We start from the raw sequence: 16,651 nt of genomic DNA on the forward strand, positions 1-16,651 counted from the left end.
TCAGTGCGCGCGTGGCCCGCGTGGAGGAAGATCGACTGAGTCCGGAAAGAGGGAGGGCCCATGCGCCGCAAGAGAGTGATCGCGCCCAACGAACCGCAGACGACGGCGGCCCAGCGCAGATCGACGACCACGGTCGTCGCCGCAGCACGCGCCAACCCGTTCATGTTCGGTCTGCTCGGCGCCCTCGGCGTGCTGGTGGCGCTGGCCATCGGCGGGATCGTCGACCAGCTCGCCACCGTGCTCGTCTACATCGGCGTCGCGCTCTTCCTCGCGCTGGGCCTGGATCCGATCGTCACGTTCATCGAGAAGAAGCTCCCCCGCCCAGCGGCCGTGACCATCGTGGTCGCCGTGGTCATCCTCGCCTTCGCCGGCATCATCCTCGCGATCGTCCCCGTGCTCGTCGAACAGATCGGCAACCTCATCAAGGACGGCCCGAAGATGGTCGAGGAGTTCATGGACAGCCAGTGGTTCAAGGATGTGAGCGGGCAGTTCGGCACGACCATCCAGGACGCGGCGCAGGGCGTGCTCGACTTCGTCCAGGATCCGGACAACTTCCTCGACATCGGCGGCGGCGTCTTCGCGGTCGGGGCGGGCATCGCCGGCGGTCTCACCGGGGTCACGATCGTCCTGATCCTGACGCTGTATTTCATGGCGTCACTGCGCGGCATGAAGCGCACAGCCGCGCGCTTCGTCCCCGCCTACCAGCGCGACACCTTCAGCGAGCTCCTCGAGGACGTCTCGGGCGCGGTCGGCCGCTACGTGATGGGGCAGGCGAGCCTGGCGCTCATCAACGGCGTGCTGAGCCTGATCGTCCTCTCGATCATCGGAGCCCCCGTCCCGGCGCTCCTCGCGCTCATCGCCTTCATCGGATCGATGATCCCCCTCGTCGGAACGCTCACGGCCTCGATCATCAACTCGTTGATCTGCCTGTTCGTCTCACCCGTGACGGCTCTCATCGCGTTCGGGTACTACCTCGTCTACATGCAGATCGAGGCATATGTCCTCTCGCCACGCATCATGAGCCGTGCGGTTGCGGTGCCGGGAGCCCTGGTGGTGATCGCTGCCGTCGCCGGCGGTGCCCTCGGCGGCATCCTCGGTGCGCTCGTCGCCATCCCCATCGCGGCGAGCATCATCATCATCGTCCAGAAGGTGATCTTCCCCTCCCAGGATCGGAAGAAGGCACCGCCGGTGATCACCACGTCCTGACGGCCAGGGCACCCGCGCTCCGGGGCGATGTCTCAGCGCACGAGCAGCGCGCCCGGCTCGACGCGCACGTCGAATGCCGAGACCTCGCCCATCTCCTCGCCGTCGATCTCGAACACGAGAGGCGTCTTCAGCTCGACCGACACGGTCTCGACAGGGAGGTGACGCGCGGAGTCCGTGCTGACGGCTTCATCCGTGGCTCCGAAGATCCGACGGATCCCGTTGTCCCACACGAAGGAGCGGAGGGTCTCCAGCCATTGGAGCGCGCCATCCGCGCTGATCATGAGCACGTCGAGCTTTCCGTCATCGAGGACCGCGTCCGGAAGCAGGCGGATTCCGCCCTGCACCATCCCACAGTTGCCGATGAGCATCGTGTGCCCGCGCACAGCGACCGCCTTGTCCCCATCGATGGCGATCGTGAGATCGGTCATCTCCGTGCCGGCGAGGGCACGCCCCATCGCCTCGACGTAGGCCAGCCATCCTGCTTTCGACTTGAGATCGTCATCGGTCTCCACCAGCATCTGCGCGTCGATGCCGAAACCCACCATCACCGCGAAAGCATGTTCCGTGCCGTCGTACGACACCCATCCGAGGTCGATACGACGAGGCTCTCCGTCGCGGATCCGCTCGAGAGCCGCTGTCACGTTGTTCAACGGGACCTCGAGGTTGCGCGCGAGGAGGTTTCCCGTGCCCTGCGGAACGATGCCGAGTGCGGTATCCGAGCCGGCGAGCGACTCCGCGACCGCGCGGACCGTGCCGTCGCCGCCCACGGCGATGACGATCTCCCTGCCGTCTTCGAGCGCCTCGCGGGCCATGCCCCTGCCCGGATCCTCCGGCGTGGTCTCCCACCAGCGGATGTCCTGCTGATCGCCGAACACCTCGTTCACGGCTGTCTGCAGAACCCCCTTCTCGACCTTCGAAGGGTTCCAGATGATGCCGATGCGCGAGTGGGTCATATCGTCAGCTTGCGACAGGACGTCCGATACCGCAAACTCATCGCCGCGGCCTACCCGTAGAACAACTGCTCGAACGTCCTCCTGGCGCGCCGCGTCACCCCGAGATAGTCCTCTTCGAGCTCGCTCGCCGAACGATCGGGGTACCCGAGCAGGCGTCCGATCGCATCGAGCTGCCGGCGATCCGCAGGGAGGACATCGCTGGTCTGGCCGGTGAGCAGGGTGATCGCCGACCGGAGCCGACTCGAGAGCAACCACGCCTCACGCAGACGCACGGCGTCCTCCTCGGGGACGAGGTCCGCGGCGACCGCCGCGTCCAGCGCTCCGAGCGTCGATGTCGTGCGCAGACCGGGTACGGCATACGCGTGCTGGAGTTGAAGCAGCTGCACCAGCCACTCGACGTCGCTGAGAGTTCCAGGGCCGAGTTTGAGATGCCGTCGAGGATCGGCTCCCTGAGGCAGGCGCTCCCCTTCGACCCGGGCTTTGATCCGCTTGATCTCGCGCGTGCCCTGCAGATCGACCGACTCCGGGTAGCGGATCGCGTCGGCCAGGGTCATGAAGCGCGCGATGAGCTTCGCGCTGCCTGCCACTCCCCTCGCCCGCAGCAGCGCCTGCGCCTCCCATGACAGCGACCAGCGGCGGTAGTACTCGGCGTAGGCGTCGAGCGACCGCACCAGAGGCCCGTTCCGGCCCTCTGGACGCAACCCGGCGTCCAGATCGAGGGGAAGGCGGTGATCCGTGAGCTGTTCCCGCAGGCCGGCAACGATCTGCGTCGCATGGCGTTGCGCACGCTGGGGTCGACGCCGTTCGCGTCGTAGACGTACAGGATGTCCGCGTCCGACCCGAAGCCGAGTTCGGCGCCGCCGAAGCGCCCCATCGCGATCACGGCGAAGTCCAGCGCCTCGTCCTGCGGCGGGACGACCTCACGCATCACCGCGCGCAGAGCAGCCTGGATCGTCGCCGCCGTGATCTCGGTGAGTGCCGTGGCGACCTCCTCGATCGTGAGCACATCGAGCACGGCTCCCATCGCCGTGCGCAGGAGCTCGCGCCGGCGCAGGGCTCTGACGGCTCGCAGCGCATCGCCGATCGTGTCGTGTCGGGTCTGGATCGCACGCGCTTCGTCGTCCAGTGCCGATGCCCCGCGCGGACGCAAGCGCTCCGAGTTGTCGAGCCATGCCACCGACTCCGGGATCCACTCCAACAGTTCCCCGACGTACCGCGAGGACGACAGCAGGCGCGTCAGACTCTCGGCAGCCCCGGACGAGTCGCGCAGCATCCGCAGGAACCAGGGGTGTCGCCCAGACGCTCGCTGATGCGGCGGAACGCGAGGAGCGCGTAGTCGGGATCGCTGCCGTCGGCGAACCACCGCACCATGACCGGCATCAGATGCCGCTGGATGGTCGCCTTGCGGCTGAGTCCGCTCGTGAGGGCGCCGATGTGACGCAGAGCCCCCGCTGGGTCCCGGAACCCGATCGCCGCCAGACGGTCGTGGGCCTGGGCGGCGGAGAGCGTGCGCTCTTCCTCCGGCAAACCGGCGACCGCGGAGAGCAGCGGCCGGTAGAACAGGCGCGTGTGGATCTCGCGCACCTCCCGACGCACCGCCTCCCACCGCGCCCACACACCCCTCGCCGCTGTCGGCCAGCCCGGAACTGCGGGCGAGGATCCGCAGGCCCGCAGGCGTGCGCGGCATCAGGTGCGTGCGGCTGAGTTCCCGCAGCTGCAGCCGGTGCTCCATCAACCGCAGCAGACGGTAGTCGTCGGCGAAGGCTGCCGCATCCACGCGTCCGATGTACCCGCCTTCGACGAGGGCGTCGAGGCTCTCGAGGGTCCCGCGCGTGCGCAGCGACTCGTCGGTGAGCCCGTGCACGAGCTGCAGCAGCTGCACGGTGAACTCGATGTCGCGCAGTCCACCGGCGCCGAGCTTGAGCTGGTACGGCGCGTCCTCGGGATCGATGTGCTCCATCACGCGCTCACGCATCCGCTGCACGCTTTCGACGAAGTCCTCCCGAGCCGCACTCGACCAGATCTTCGGCTGCACGGCGGCGATGTACTCCGCACCGAGCTCGGGGTCGCCCGCGAGCGGCCGCGCCTTCAGGAGCGCCTGGAACTCCCAGCTCTTCGCCCAACGGTCGTAGTACGCCAGATGCGAGGCGAGAGAGCGGACCAACGCGCCCTGCTTCCCCTCGGGTCGCAGCGCGGCATCCACTTCCCACAGCGGGGGTTCCACCTCGATGGCGCTGAGATTGCGCATGGTCTCTCGTGCCAGGCGGGTGGCGATGTCGATGGCGCGAGCCTCGCTCACGGTCTCCTCGTCACGGCTGCCCCCCACGAAGATCACATCCACATCGCTGACGTAGTTCAGCTCCCGAGCCCCCGCCTTCCCCATGCCGATCACAGCGAGCCTGGTCGCGGCGAGGTCGGCGCGCGCGAACGCATCGCCGAGGCGCGTCCTGGCCACGGCGAGAGGGGGCTTCGAGAGCCGCTCCGGCGAGATCGGCCAGTGCGGCGGATACAGCAGCCACCACGTTCTGCGGTACCGCATGCATGAGGTCGTAGGCCGCGATGGCGGCCAGCTCGCGACGATAGGCGATTCGGATCGCCGCGATCGCGTCGTCATCCCCTGCTCGCGCGAACCCGTCACGGGCATCGACGGCTGCCAGCATCCGCTCCTGCAAGGCCTCCGCGGACGGGAGCACGTCGACCGCCTGCTCCAGCACCGTGAGCTCCTCCGGATGCCGCAGGAAGAACTCGGCCAAGCCCTCGGACGCACCGAAGACGCGCCAGACGCGCCGGCGTGTCGCCTCGTCGTCCAGGAGACGCCGCAACGGCGCCTCGTTCCGACGCGCGACCCGGAGGAGACCCCGCACGGCGGCGTCCGGATCCGCGGCGTCCGAGGCCTCCAGCAGCACCCCACGGGGTCGGTCGAGGATGGTCGCCAGCTCCGTCAGGGATGCGGCGGCCTCGCTCAGGTCGGCGAACCCGAGCCTGGCCAGGGCGGAGAGCGAGACGGAGTCGTCCGGGCGGGCCATGCCGGGCCTCAGAGAAGCTCGAGGTTGTTCTTCAGCTCCAAGGGAGTGACCTGCCCGCGGTAGGCCTCCCACTCCTTGCGCTTGTTGAGCAGCACGTAGTTGAACACCTGCTCCCCGAGGGTCTCGGCGACGAGCTCCGACGCCTCCATGTACTCGAGAGCGTGGTCGAGGCTCGCAGGTAGAGCGGAGTAGCCCAGCGCACGGCGCTCGGCGTCGCTGAGCGCCCACACGTTGTCCTCGGCCTCGGGCGGGAGCTCGTAGCCCTCCTCGATGCCCTTGAGCCCTGCGGCGAGCATGAGCGCGTACGCGAGGTACGGGTTCGCTGCAGAGTCCAGTGCGCGGTACTCGACGCGGGAGGACTGTCCCTTGTTGGGCTTGTACATCGGCACCCGCACGAGCGCTGATCGATTGTTGTGGCCCCAGGTGACGAAACTCGGAGCCTCATCCCCGCCCCAGAGCCGCTTGTACGAGTTCACGAACTGGTTCGTGACCGCGGAGATCTCGTTCGCGTGCTTGAGGAGTCCGGCGATGAAGTGGCGTCCGGTCTTGGAGAGCTGGTACTTCGCTCCCTCCTCGTAGAACGCGTTCTGGTCGCCCTCGAAGAGCGACATGTGCGTGTGCATCCCGCTGCCGGGCTGCCCGCTGAGCGGCTTCGGCATGAACGTGGCATAGACGCCCTGCTCGATCGCCACCTCCTTGATCACGGTGCGGAACGTCATGACGTTGTCGGCCGTCGTCAGCGCATCGGCGTACCGGAGGTCGATCTCGTTCTGTCCGGGTCCGCCCTCATGGTGGCTGAACTCGACCGAGATGCCGAGGTCTTCGAGCATGCGGACAGACCGACGGCGGAAGTCGTGGGCCGTGCCACCGGGCACGTTGTCGAAGTAGCCCGCCGAGTCGACGGGCACCGGGCCGTCGGGGCCGAACGACGAGGACTTCAGAAGGTAGAACTCGATCTCGGGATGCGTGTAGAACGTGAACCCGGCGTCTGCGGCTTTCGCCAGCGTGCGCTTGAGCACATGCCGCGGGGGCGACGGCCGGCTGGCCGTCCGGCGTCGTGAGGTCGCAGAACATGCGCGCTGTCGGGTCGATCTCGCCCCGCCACGGCAACGTCTGGAAGGTCGTCGGGTCCGGCTGCGCGAGGAGGTCGGACTCATACGTGCGCGTGAGCCCTTCGATCGCGGAGCCGTCGAACCCGATGCCCTCCGCGAACGCACCCTCCACCTCGGCAGGGGCGATCGCCACGGACTTGAGCGTTCCGATGACATCGGTGAACCACAGTCGCACGAACTTGACGCCGCGCTCCTCGATCGTGCGGAGGACGAAGTCCCTCTGCTTGTCCATGGCTACTCTGCGCCCCGGCCCTTTGCCTCGCCCTTGACGTCCCAGCCCTGTTCGACCGCCTCCTCCTCGGCCCAGGCGCGCGAGCGCTCCTTGAGCACCTCAGGAGCGCGGCGGGCCTCGGCCTCCGTGTCGAAGGGGCCGATCCGGTCGATGGAGGGCGAGATCATGCCGAACTCGACCTCGCCGGTCTCGGAGTTGTACCAGTACTTGTGGTCACCGTCAGACATGTCTGTCCCTTCTTCACGTGATGTCATCGATCCTACTGGCGTGCACCGTGGTCGCTAAGCTATCGGCCATGGCAAAAGCGATCGGCGTCGACATCGGCGGCACGGGTATCAAAGCAGGAATCGTCGACCTCGAACACGGCACCATGGCCTCTGATCGGGTACGTGTCCCGACGCCGGAGGGCGCCGCACCGGAAGACGTGCTCATCGCCGTGCAGACGGTGCTGAAGACCCTCGACGTGCACGAGTCGACGCTGCCGCTGGGTGTCGCCTTCCCCGCGATCGTCAAGCGTGGGAAGACCCTCTCCGCGGCGAACGTCTCGAAGGAGTGGATCGACTTCGACGCCGAGCGGTTCTTCCGCGACGGCCTCGGCCGCAACATCGTGTTCGTGAACGACGCCGATGCCGCCGGTGTCGCCGAGGCCCGCCATGGTGCCGCCCGCGACGTGCTCGGCTTCACCCTGCTGACCACGCTCGGCACGGGTATCGGCTCGGCATTCCTGTACGACGGCGTGCTGCTGCCGAACACCGAGCTCGGCCATCTCAACTTCCGCGAGTACGAGTCCGTCGAGACCTATGCCGCGACGTCCGCACGTGAGCGCGAGAACCTCAGCTGGGAGGCGTGGGCGGAACGCCTGCAGGCTTTCTACTCGCACATCGAGTTCCTCTTCAGCCCCGACCTCTTCGTGGTCGGCGGCGGTGTGTCGAAGAACGCGGGAGACTTCCTGCCGCTCCTCGACCTCAAGACCCCGATCGTCCCGGCCATCCACCGCAACAACTCGGGAATCATCGGCGCGGCCTCGCTCGCCGGGGACTGACCCTCGCCCACTCCGACGACGCGAAGGACCCGATGACTCGTCGTCATCGGGTCCTTCGTTTCGTGTGAGGCGAATGGGCCGACCTGTACGCCGGGTTCTGTTCCGGGGTTCTTCGCCCCTTCGACGGCCATCTCTCTCGGCGACACGTTGCCGTGGCACTCTAGCGGTCTACCCGAGGACTCGGCGAGCCGCGTCAACATCCTCTGTCTGACCTTGCTCCGGACGAGGTTTACCTGGCGGGCCATGTCACCATGGCCCCCGGTGGTCTCTTACACCACCCTTTCACCCTTACCCCTTGCGGGGCGGTCTGCTCTCTGTGGCACTTTCTCGCGGATTGCTCCGGGTGGGCGTTACCCACCGTCCTGCCCTGAGGAGCCCGGACGTTCCTCGGTGCGGTCTCCCGCAACGCGGCCGTCCAGTCGACCCATTCGCATGTCCATTCTACGTTCTCCGGCCCGACGGTCTGCGGCTACTTCTCCGCCGACTCCGCGATACGCAGATCGAGGGGCACATCGATCGGGAACGAGCCGAACAACCGCGTCGTCGCCGTGGCAGCGGCCTCTTTCACGGCCGTCGCCGCCGACTCCGCATGTTCGAGCGGGACGTGCAGGATGACCTCGTCGTGCAGGAAGAACGCCAGATGAGGCACCCGCGCGAACGGCCCCGATGCCGGTGCCTCCCCGAACACCTCCGGGAGCTGCTGCAGGCGGTGTCGGATCTCGGCGAGCCAGATCAGAGACCACTCCGCGGCAGTGCCCTGCACCACGAAGTTCCTGGTGAAGCGTCCCCAGTCTCGGGCTCGACGACGAGCAAGAGCCACCACCGCGGGGTCGGCGTCCGCTCCCGTCGCGTCGGACTGCAGTCGCATCCACTCCACAGACGGGCGCGGGGAGGATCTGCCGAGCCAGGTGGACACGATCCCGCCGTCCTCCCCCGTCCGCGCGGCGGCGTCGACCAGAGCCATCGCCCGCGGATACACCTTTCGCAGACGCGGGACGAGCCGCCCGCTGTCGCCGGTCGTCGCGCCGTACATCGCACCGAGAACGGCGTATTTCGCCTCCTCCCTGGAGGCGACCGCGCCGGAGGCCACCACTCCGGCGTATAGATCGCGGCCTCGCGCAGCCTGGGCCATCGCCTCGTCGGCAGCCATCGCGGCCAACATCCGTGGTTCAAGCTGAGCCACGTCGGCGACGACCAGCGTCCATCCGGGATCGGCACGCACGGCAGGGCGCAGACTGCGCGGCAGTTGAAGCGCGCCACCACCCGCAGACGCCCATCGCCCGGTCACAACGCCGCCGGGGATGTAGACGGGACGGAACCTTCCGTCGTGCACCCACTCGGCGAGCCAGGCCCAGCCGTTGGCGCTGAGCAGTCGGGAGAGCTTCTTGTAGGCGAGCAGAGGCTCGATGGCCGGATGATCATGTTCGGCCAGCTCCCACCGGCTCGTGGACTCGACATCGACCCCGACGCGATGCAGCGCCCTGAGCAGCTTCTGCTGACTGTCGAGATGGAGCGTGGCGTCGCCCAGCTGCTGCCGTACCTGGTCGCCGAGTGCGACCATCCGGCTCGGCAGCCCTCCTGCGATCGGCCGGATGCCGAGCGTCTCGGTCAAGATCGCATCGTGCACGCGCTCGTCCCACGGCAGCCCGGCCACGCGCATCTCCTCGGCGATGAGTCCCCCTGCCGATTCAGCGGCGCACAGCAGCGTGAGACGTCCGTCCGGCGCCGTGGCGATCACGCGGCGCTGAGCACGATACTGCTCGAGCGTCGCGGCGATCGTGTCTTCGCCGCTCTCCACCTCGAAGGCGTCGAACAGCGACGGCGCCGAGACCGTGGACTCGCGCCGTTCCCACGCCGCGGATCCGGGGAGTGGGGATGCCACCGCGGCGGTGTCGCGCAGGATGGCGTGGCACAGCACCAGATCATGGCTGCGACGGACGCGCACCCCTCAGCGAGCAAGGTGGCGTAGGTCTCGGAGGCCGTGCGGATGATCCACCGCGGGGCGTCGCTCACCTCGATCGACGCCACCCATTCGGCGAGGCCATCCGATCGCAGCAGGGTGCGCCCGGACTCTTCGTCTTCGCCGTCGAGCTCGATCGCGACGTAGTCCTGCGGACCGACCGAGAGGAGCACGATGCGCCGCTCGACAGGCGACGCCGGCGCCGTCATCTCCGGTGCGCGCGGATCGGGCTCACGCGAGACCGGACTCCTCGGTGCGCACGAGGATGCACCCACACTCGGGGCACGAGACGACGAGGTCGTCCGCGGCCCGTCGGATGTCGTTCAGGTCAGTGCTGGGAAGCACGATGCGGCAGCCTTCGCAGGTCCCCCGCGTGAGGAGCGCCGCGCCCGCGCTGTTCGCCGCACGGCGGGTGTACTCGGCCAGCAGCTGCGGCGACACGCCTTCGGCGACGGCAGCGCGGTCGCGCGCCAGTTGCGCACCCAGCTCGGTCGCCGCGGCGACGTCGGCCTTCGCCTGTGCGGTGAGGGCCGTCCCCTCCTCCGTGGTCGTCTGCAGCAGAGCCTGCTGAGCGGCGACGGCCGCTTCCGCTTCTTCCAGGCGACCCATGACATCGAGCTCGGCGTCTTCGAGGTCGCTCTGACGCTTGGCGAGGCTCGCGAGTTCGTGCTCGAGCGCCTGCGCATCCTTGGGGCTGGTGGCGGTGGCGAGGCGCTCGGCGTCGCGGTTGCGACGCTGCTCGACGAGAGCCACATCGGACTCGAGCCGCGTGAGTTCGGTGCGGACGTCGTCGCGGGTGCCCGTGAGCGCGGTGAGTTCGCGGAGCTGGTCCTGACGGATGGCGACGAGCTCGGTGATCCGCCCCGCCTGGCTCGGCTTCGTGCGGGCGCGCTCGGCCTGCGCGATGCGTCGATCGAGGTCGGCGATGTCGAGCAGGGTGCGCTGGTTCTCGGGGCTGGCGTTCACGCTCTCAAATCTAGTCGCTGCGACGACATCCGCCCATCAGCTCACGTCGCCGTCGACGTAGTACCACTGCCGATCCTCTCTGACGAAGCGACTGCGCTCATGCAACGCGCCTCGCTGCGTACCCTGCCGCCAGAACGCTTCGAACTCCACGATGCCGTCGCGGTCGAACGGACCGCCGGCATGCCGATCGAGGATCACGAGTCGACGCCACTCCATGTCGGGTTCGAAATCGACGGTGCGCGGCCGCGTCGAGCCGTGCCAGGTGCGAACGAGATGCGCCGCGTCGCGGAGGCCGAAGGCCGTGAAACGGGAACGCATGAGCCGCTCGGCCGTCGAGGCGGGCGCCCCCTGGAGCAACGGCCCGCAGCATCCGCCGAAGATGTCGCCCGACCCGCATGGGCACCGCGCCGAATCGTCGATCACGACGTCATCCGCCGCCATCTCCGCGTCCGCTGTCATCCCCTCAGCGTACGCTCGAGGAAACGCCCCGAAGGAGTCACGATGACCACTGTCCCCACCTTCACCGCCCACAACGGCTTCGCGCTGCCGGCGATCGGTCTCGGCACGTACGGCCTCAACGGCGATGCAGGAGCCGCCGCCGTGACCCGCGGGATCGCGGCGGGTTACCGGCTCGTCGACACCGCGTTCAACTACGAGAACGAGGGGTCCGTCGGACGCGGAGTCGCCGCCTCCGATGTGGATCGCGCGGAGATCATCGTCACGACGAAGCTCCCGGGCCGCCACCACCCGACGGCCAAGGCGCGCACCAGCATCGAGGAGAGCCGCTCGCGTCTCGGTCTGGACGCCACCGATCTGCACCTGATCCACTGGCCGAACCCGAGCCAGGACGAGTACGTGCAGGCATGGGCGGCGCTGGTCGACGCGCAGGCCCGCGGCGTCGTCCGGCAGATCGGAGTCTCCAATTTCCTGCCCGAGCACCTGGAGCGCATCGAGCAGGAGACGGGCGTGCGACCGGTGCTCAACCAGATCGAGGTGCATCCGTTCTTCCCCCAGGAGGAGCAGCTCGCGTACCACCGCGAGCACGGCATCCTCACGGAAGCGTGGAGCCCGCTCGGTCGGGCGAAGGAACTGCTCGACGAAGCGGTGATCCGCGAGATCGCGTCCGCGCACGACGCCACCCCTGCTCAGACGGTCCTCGCGTGGCATGTCGCGCGCGGCACGGTCTCGATCCCGAAGGCGTCCTCGCTCGAGCACCAGATGGCGAACCTCGCGGCGGCCGAGATCGCGCTGGACGATGCCGAGGTGACCGCGATCACCGCGCTCGGACGGCCGGACGGTCGCCTGTTCGGCGCCGACCCGCGCACCCACGAGGAGTCCTGAGGTCGGTCAGATCCGCTGCGTCCCCAGCACGCGCAGGAACTCGAGCTTGCCGGCGGCCTCGCTTCCCGGGGCCGCCGTGAGAACGACCAGCGCTTGGGACTCATCCTCGGTGAAGAGCGCCTGACAGTCGACCTCGATCTCGCCGAGCTCAGGATGCACCATCACCTTGTGCTGCTCGAACCGGCGGCTCACCTCGTGCGCCTCCCACAGCCCCACGAACTCAGGGCTGCGGGCGGAGAGTTCCGCGACGATCTCCCCTGCCCGCGACCGCGCTCCCATGATCCCGTGAGCCGCCCGAAGCGACCCCACCAAGGAACGGGACTGGCGGGCATGATCGACCTCCCGGTACCGTCGTCGTTCCTCCTCCGGGTGGGCGAACCACCGGTAGATCCCGCTGCGGTCGAAGCCGACGAGGCCACTCGCATCGCCGATGAGGGCTCGCGAGGCGTCGTTCTGCACCAGCACCTCGTCGAGGAGCGAGACGACGAACGCCGGAGTGTCATGCAATCGGTCGAGCACGCGCAGGATCCCAGGGCGCACGTACTCGGTGGCGTGCGCTCGGTCGGGGGCGCTGTGCCCGCAGAGTCGGAACAGGTAGTCGCGTTCGTCCTCGGTCAGCCGCAGCGCCCTGGCCAGAGCGGCGAGGATCTGCACGCTGGGCTGCGGTCCGCGTCGCTGTTCGAGGCGCGTGTAGTAGTCCGTCGACATCATCGCCAGCTGCGCGACCTCCTCGCGACGCAGTCCGGCGGTACGCCTCCTGGCCCCTGCCGCGAGCCCGACGTCCGCGGGCGTCAGGGCCTCACGCCGACGGAGGAGGAATTCGGCCAGAGCGTCACGATCCACCCCTGCAGTATGCCCCGATGCGGACGACCGAACCAGGGACGCTCGCTCCGTGGATGAGTGCTCTCTGGAGCTGTTCCGACTGCCCGGCGAGGCTGAACCCATGAACATCAGCGGAAACACCATCTTCATCCCCGGCGCGACCAGCGGTATCGGTCTCGCACTCGCGCTGCGGCTCCGCGACCGGGGCAACACCGTGATCGTCGGGGGCCGTCGGGAGGAGCGGCTCACGGCCATCGCCGCCGAGCATCCCGGTCTCCACACCGTGCGCATCGACACGACCGATCCCCGCAGCATCGACGAGGCGACCCGCACGGTGCTCACCGCGCACCCGGCTGTGAACGTGCTCATCACGATGGCGGGTGTGATGCGTGCCGAGGACTGGACCATCCGCGACGGATTCCTCACGACCGCGGAAGAGACCGTCACGACGAACATCCTCGGTCCGATCCGACTCATCGCCGCCTTCATCGAGCATCTGCGCGCGCAGCCCGACGCCACGATCATGACGGTCTCGTCCGGGCTCGCCTTCGCCCCGCTCCGGGTGACGCCGACGTACAACGCCAGCAAGGCGGCGATCCACATGCTCAGCGAGTCGTTGCGATTGCAGCTGTCGGAGACGAACGTCTCCGTGCTCGAACTGGAACCGCCCGCCGTGCGCACGCCGCTCATGCCGGGACACGAGGTGAACGAAGCGGCGATGCCGCTGGATGAGTTCATCGACGAGGTGATGGCCCTGATCGAGTCGCAGCCGGATGCCACCGAGATCCAGGTGGAGCGGGTGAAGTTCCTCCGCTACGGCGAGGCACGCGGCGACTACGAGCAGGTCGTCGCCACGCTCAACCGCACCGACCCCCACGGGCGCTGACTTCCATGACAGCGGATCCGCATCGGTGGTCGATCAACGCCGGAGCGATGCCGCCGCTGCCGTGAGCGCGTCCGCGGACTGCCGCAGCAGCGCCAGCTCCTGGTCGGAGAAGGACGTGTTCCGAATCGGCACCGCGCCCTGTGCGCTCACGATCGACGGCACGGAGAGCGCGACACCGTCGAGTCCGTGGAAGTCGCGCAGCACGGTGCTCACGGGCATCACGGCGTGCTCGTCGCCGAGGATCGCCTCCACGATGCGGGCGCTCGACAGGCCGATCGCATAGTTGGTCGCCCCCTTGCCGAGGATGACCTTGTAGGCGGCGTCACGCACGTCGACGGCGATGTCGTCCAACTCGTCGAGCGTGAAGCGCGGGTGCCCCGGTGTCTCCCACTCCAGGATCGGCACCGTGCCGATCGTCGCGCGCGACCACAGCGGGAACTCCGTGTCGCCGTGCTCCCCGACGATGTAGGCGTGGACACTCGCCGTCGACACGCCGGCACGCTCGCCCAGCTTCCACCGCAGCCGGGAGGTGTCGAGCACGGTACCGGAGGCGAAGATCCGCTCCGGGGGGAGACCGGTCTCCTCCTGCGCGATCACCGTGAGGACATCGCACGGGTTCGTGACGATCACGTACACCGCGTTCGGGGCAACCTCGAGCAGCTGCGGCATCATGCCGCGGATGATGCCCGCGTTGACCTCGGCGAGCTCGATGCGCGTCTGACCCGGCTTCTGCTTCGCGCCCGCGGTGATCACCACGACGTGCGAGCCTGCTGCCACCGCGATGTCACTGCCGCCGACGATGTCGCTCGAGCCGGTGAACTGGGTGCCGTGGGCGAGGTCGAGCACCTCGGCGTCGACCTTCTCGGTCGCGATGTCGTACAGCGCGACGTGGCGGGCGGAACCGCGGATCAGCGCGGCGTACGCGACGCTCGAACCGACGCTTCCCGCACCGACGACCGTGAGCTTCGAGTTCTCGATGATCTCCATGCGCTCAGTCTCGCAGCGGGGCGGATGATCCGGGAGGGGCGGAGACCGTGATTTTCAGAGCGCCGCCGAGACCGCATCCGTCGCCGTGGGATGCAGGAAGTGGAAGCCTGACCGCTCCAGCACCGCGGGGCGGACGTCGGCGTCGGGAAGGAGCAGCGATTCGGCAGCGTCGCCGAGCGCGAGCCGCAACGCCCACGCGGGCGCGGGGAGCCAGAACGGGCGATGCATCCGCGCGGCGAGGGCACGGCCGATGTCGTTCGCCGTCGCGGACGCGGGTCCCGACAGGTTGACCGGCCCCGAGATCTTCCGGTCCAGGACGTGGCGGACCGCGCGCACTTCATCGTCGAGAGAGATCCACGGCCACACCTGGGTTCCCCGCCCGAGCGGCCCGGAGACGCCGAATCGCGTGAGCTGGATCAACGGTTTCAGCACACCGCGACGGTGTATGACCGGGGCCGTTCGCAGCAGCGCGACCCTGGTGTGGTCTTCGGCCCGTCGCGCCTCTGCCTCCCAGCGCACCGTCAGGTCGGCGAGGAACGTCTCCCCGCAGCCGATTCCTCCGTGAGGACTTCGCCCGGAGCCGACCCGTAGTAACCGACCGCGGATGCGGACACGAGCGCCGGCGCATCGGTGCGCAACGCGCGCAGCGCGGTGGTGAGGGTGCGCGTCGCCTGCAATCGTGAGTCGATGAGCTCCCGGCGATAGCCCTTCGTCCACGGCAGTCGTCCCACGCTCGCCCCGCCGAGCGCGACGACGGCTTCAGCGCCGTCGAGCACCTCGGGGTCGAGGGCACTTTCCCCGGGGGCCCACTGCGTCTCGTGCTCGGACCGCGGCGGGCGACGGACCAGTGTCGTGGCCTCGACACCGTCGGCACGGAGGGAGGAGACGAGCGCCGACCCGATCAGGCCGGACGCTCCGCTGATGACGATCCGTCGCGCCATTGAGGTTCTCCGTCCCACGACCACGAGCTCGGTCGTGGACCCAGCGTACGCGTCGCGCGCGGACGGGACTCAGTCGACGCGTCGGTAGTGCGTGATGATGACACCGTTGCTCATGGACGCTGTCGACACCAGTTCGAGCCGCCTGGTTGCGAGCAGGCCGCTCTCGTACAGGGTCGGGCCGTGTCCGACGATCCGCGGATGCACGAGGAAGCGGTATTCGTCGATCAGGTCGAGCCGGTCGAGCGCGGTCGCGAGCTTCCCGCTGCCGAGGAGCACGCCGGCCGGGATCGCATCCTTGAGCGCCTGCACGCTGTCGCGCAGGTCTCCCGTGATCACGTGGGTGTCGTTCCAGGGGAAATCCTGCCGGGTGGATGACACCACGTACTTCGGCTTGGCTTCGAGCTTGACCGCCCAGTCACGGAGCGCCTGCGGTGCCTCCATGTCTCCGCGGGCGACGGCGGGCCACGCCGCCTCCATCATCTCGTAGGTCGTGCGGCCCCACAGCATCGCGCCGGATTCGTCCATGAGCCGGGTGAAGTAGGCATGGGTCTCGTCATCGGCGATCCCCACTTCGTGATCGATGCAGCCGTCGAGGGTGACGTTGATGCTGAAGGTCAAGAGTCCCATGCGGGGATCCTAGATCCGTGCGGAAGCACCCGCCAGGGCTGAGCGGCCGATACGCTCGCGACCATGGGGTTCTCCGTGCTCGGGCTGGCGCTGAGCCTCGCCGTCTTCGCGCCGAACCTTCTCCTCCTGTGGTTTCCGCCCCGGCCCGCGATCGACGACGATGACGCACCCCTCATCGTCGAGATCCTGGAGCGCGCAGGGCAGGCGCTCTGCGTCACCCTTCCGGCCATCACCGTCGGGGCCTTCGTGCTCTGGTGGGCGGTGGTCCCGGTGATCCTCTGCGTCGCCGGCTATTGGGCGCTGTGGGTGCGATTCCTGGCTTCGGGCAGACGGCGTGCCTCCCTGTTCGCTCCGGCTCTCGGCATTCCGGTGCCGATGGCGGTGTTGCCGGTCGCGGCGTTCCTCGCCGGTGCCGCGTGGCTCGGAAATCCCTGGATCGCGCTCGCCGCGGTCGTGCTCGCCGCAGGGCACGTCCCCCGCTCGCTGATCGCGGCCGGATCCCAGTAGTCATGACGATGGCTCGCGGGCGGCGGGGACAGAACGCCGGCCA

Annotated in this window: 14 protein-coding genes, 1 other RNA gene and 3 pseudogenes; 5 read left to right on the forward strand and 13 right to left on the reverse strand. The window is 68.5% G+C overall.

The window, feature by feature from the left end; all coding sequences use genetic code 11:
* Positions 1 to 60: 60 nt before the first annotated feature.
* Positions 61 to 1,206, forward strand: a complete 1,146-nt coding sequence (locus tag G4G29_RS10820; RefSeq protein WP_183150132.1) for an AI-2E family transporter — start codon at positions 61 to 63, stop codon at positions 1,204 to 1,206.
* Positions 1,207 to 1,238: 32 nt separating this feature from the next.
* Here G4G29_RS10820 and G4G29_RS10825 read toward each other — a convergent pair whose 3' ends face one another.
* From G4G29_RS10825 to G4G29_RS10840, 4 genes and pseudogenes are all read right to left on the reverse strand, one after another.
* Complete coding sequence (locus G4G29_RS10825; protein WP_183150133.1) at positions 1,239 to 2,159, reverse strand: diacylglycerol kinase family protein; 921 nt, start codon at positions 2,157 to 2,159, stop codon at positions 1,239 to 1,241.
* A 50-nt stretch (positions 2,160 to 2,209) separates the two neighbouring features.
* Positions 2,210 to 5,185: pseudogene (locus tag G4G29_RS10830) on the reverse strand (bifunctional [glutamine synthetase] adenylyltransferase/[glutamine synthetase]-adenylyl-L-tyrosine phosphorylase).
* Between the two features lie 8 nt (positions 5,186 to 5,193).
* Positions 5,194 to 6,529, reverse strand: a pseudogene (gene glnA, locus G4G29_RS10835) (type I glutamate--ammonia ligase).
* A 2-nt stretch (positions 6,530 to 6,531) separates the two neighbouring features.
* Positions 6,532 to 6,756: an SPOR domain-containing protein gene (locus G4G29_RS10840; protein ID WP_183150134.1), complete on the reverse strand. Its 225-nt coding sequence runs from the start codon at positions 6,754 to 6,756 to the stop codon at positions 6,532 to 6,534.
* Positions 6,757 to 6,824: 68 nt separating this feature from the next.
* Here G4G29_RS10840 and G4G29_RS10845 point away from each other — a divergent pair, with 68 nt between their 5' ends.
* The gene (locus G4G29_RS10845) at positions 6,825 to 7,571 is read left to right on the forward strand and encodes a polyphosphate--glucose phosphotransferase (RefSeq protein WP_183150135.1); all 747 of its coding nucleotides are present in this window, start codon (positions 6,825 to 6,827) and stop codon (positions 7,569 to 7,571) included.
* 70 nt (positions 7,572 to 7,641) lie between these two features.
* Here G4G29_RS10845 and rnpB read toward each other — a convergent pair.
* The 4 genes and pseudogenes from rnpB to G4G29_RS10865 all read right to left on the reverse strand — a co-directional run bounded on the left by rnpB (position 7,642) and on the right by G4G29_RS10865 (position 10,956).
* Positions 7,642 to 7,998, reverse strand: an RNA gene (gene rnpB / locus G4G29_RS10850) — RNase P RNA component class A.
* 42 nt (positions 7,999 to 8,040) lie between these two features.
* Positions 8,041 to 9,740, reverse strand: a pseudogene (locus G4G29_RS10855) (bifunctional 3'-5' exonuclease/DNA polymerase).
* A gap of 22 nt (positions 9,741 to 9,762) precedes the next feature.
* A complete protein-coding gene (locus tag G4G29_RS10860) occupies positions 9,763 to 10,497 on the reverse strand; it encodes a C4-type zinc ribbon domain-containing protein (RefSeq protein WP_183150136.1) in 735 nt (244 codons plus the stop codon).
* Between the two features lie 36 nt (positions 10,498 to 10,533).
* A complete protein-coding gene (locus G4G29_RS10865; RefSeq protein ID WP_183150137.1) occupies positions 10,534 to 10,956 on the reverse strand; it encodes a YchJ family metal-binding protein in 423 nt (140 codons plus the stop codon).
* A 42-nt stretch (positions 10,957 to 10,998) separates the two neighbouring features.
* Here G4G29_RS10865 and G4G29_RS10870 point away from each other — a divergent pair, with 42 nt between their 5' ends.
* On the forward strand, positions 10,999 to 11,838 hold the full coding sequence (locus G4G29_RS10870) for an aldo/keto reductase (RefSeq protein WP_183150138.1): 840 nt from the start codon (positions 10,999 to 11,001) through the stop codon (positions 11,836 to 11,838).
* Positions 11,839 to 11,844: 6 nt separating this feature from the next.
* Here the strand turns inward: G4G29_RS10870 and G4G29_RS10875 are convergent, their stop codons facing one another.
* On the reverse strand, positions 11,845 to 12,681 hold the full coding sequence (locus G4G29_RS10875) for a helix-turn-helix transcriptional regulator (RefSeq protein ID WP_183150139.1): 837 nt from the start codon (positions 12,679 to 12,681) through the stop codon (positions 11,845 to 11,847).
* A gap of 100 nt (positions 12,682 to 12,781) precedes the next feature.
* Between G4G29_RS10875 and G4G29_RS10880 the strand changes: the two genes are divergently transcribed.
* Positions 12,782 to 13,546 (forward strand): SDR family NAD(P)-dependent oxidoreductase, encoded by a 765-nt coding sequence (locus tag G4G29_RS10880; RefSeq protein WP_183150140.1) that lies wholly within the window; start codon positions 12,782 to 12,784, stop codon positions 13,544 to 13,546.
* Between the two features lie 33 nt (positions 13,547 to 13,579).
* On the opposite strand, the gene G4G29_RS10885 is transcribed toward G4G29_RS10880, so the two are convergent.
* From G4G29_RS10885 to G4G29_RS10895, 4 genes are all read right to left on the reverse strand, one after another.
* A complete protein-coding gene (locus G4G29_RS10885; RefSeq protein ID WP_183150141.1) occupies positions 13,580 to 14,533 on the reverse strand; it encodes an L-lactate dehydrogenase in 954 nt (317 codons plus the stop codon).
* 54 nt (positions 14,534 to 14,587) lie between these two features.
* On the reverse strand, positions 14,588 to 14,965 hold the full coding sequence (locus tag G4G29_RS24000; RefSeq protein ID WP_345941058.1) for a DUF1731 domain-containing protein: 378 nt from the start codon (positions 14,963 to 14,965) through the stop codon (positions 14,588 to 14,590).
* A gap of 89 nt (positions 14,966 to 15,054) precedes the next feature.
* Positions 15,055 to 15,474 carry an NAD-dependent epimerase/dehydratase family protein gene (locus G4G29_RS24005; protein ID WP_309491568.1) on the reverse strand — a complete coding sequence of 140 codons (420 nt, stop codon included), beginning with the start codon at positions 15,472 to 15,474 and terminating at the stop codon, positions 15,055 to 15,057.
* 69 nt (positions 15,475 to 15,543) lie between these two features.
* Positions 15,544 to 16,101 carry a dihydrofolate reductase family protein gene (locus tag G4G29_RS10895; protein ID WP_183150142.1) on the reverse strand — a complete coding sequence of 186 codons (558 nt, stop codon included), beginning with the start codon at positions 16,099 to 16,101 and terminating at the stop codon, positions 15,544 to 15,546.
* Positions 16,102 to 16,164: 63 nt separating this feature from the next.
* Between G4G29_RS10895 and G4G29_RS10900 the strand changes: the two genes are divergently transcribed.
* Positions 16,165 to 16,608 (forward strand): hypothetical protein, encoded by a 444-nt coding sequence (locus G4G29_RS10900; protein ID WP_183150143.1) that lies wholly within the window; start codon positions 16,165 to 16,167, stop codon positions 16,606 to 16,608.
* Positions 16,609 to 16,651 lie beyond the last annotated feature (43 nt).

Origin of the sequence: Microbacterium sp. Se63.02b (assembly GCF_014171575.1) — a bacterium.
Taxonomy (GTDB): Bacteria; Actinomycetota; Actinomycetes; order Actinomycetales; family Microbacteriaceae; genus Microbacterium.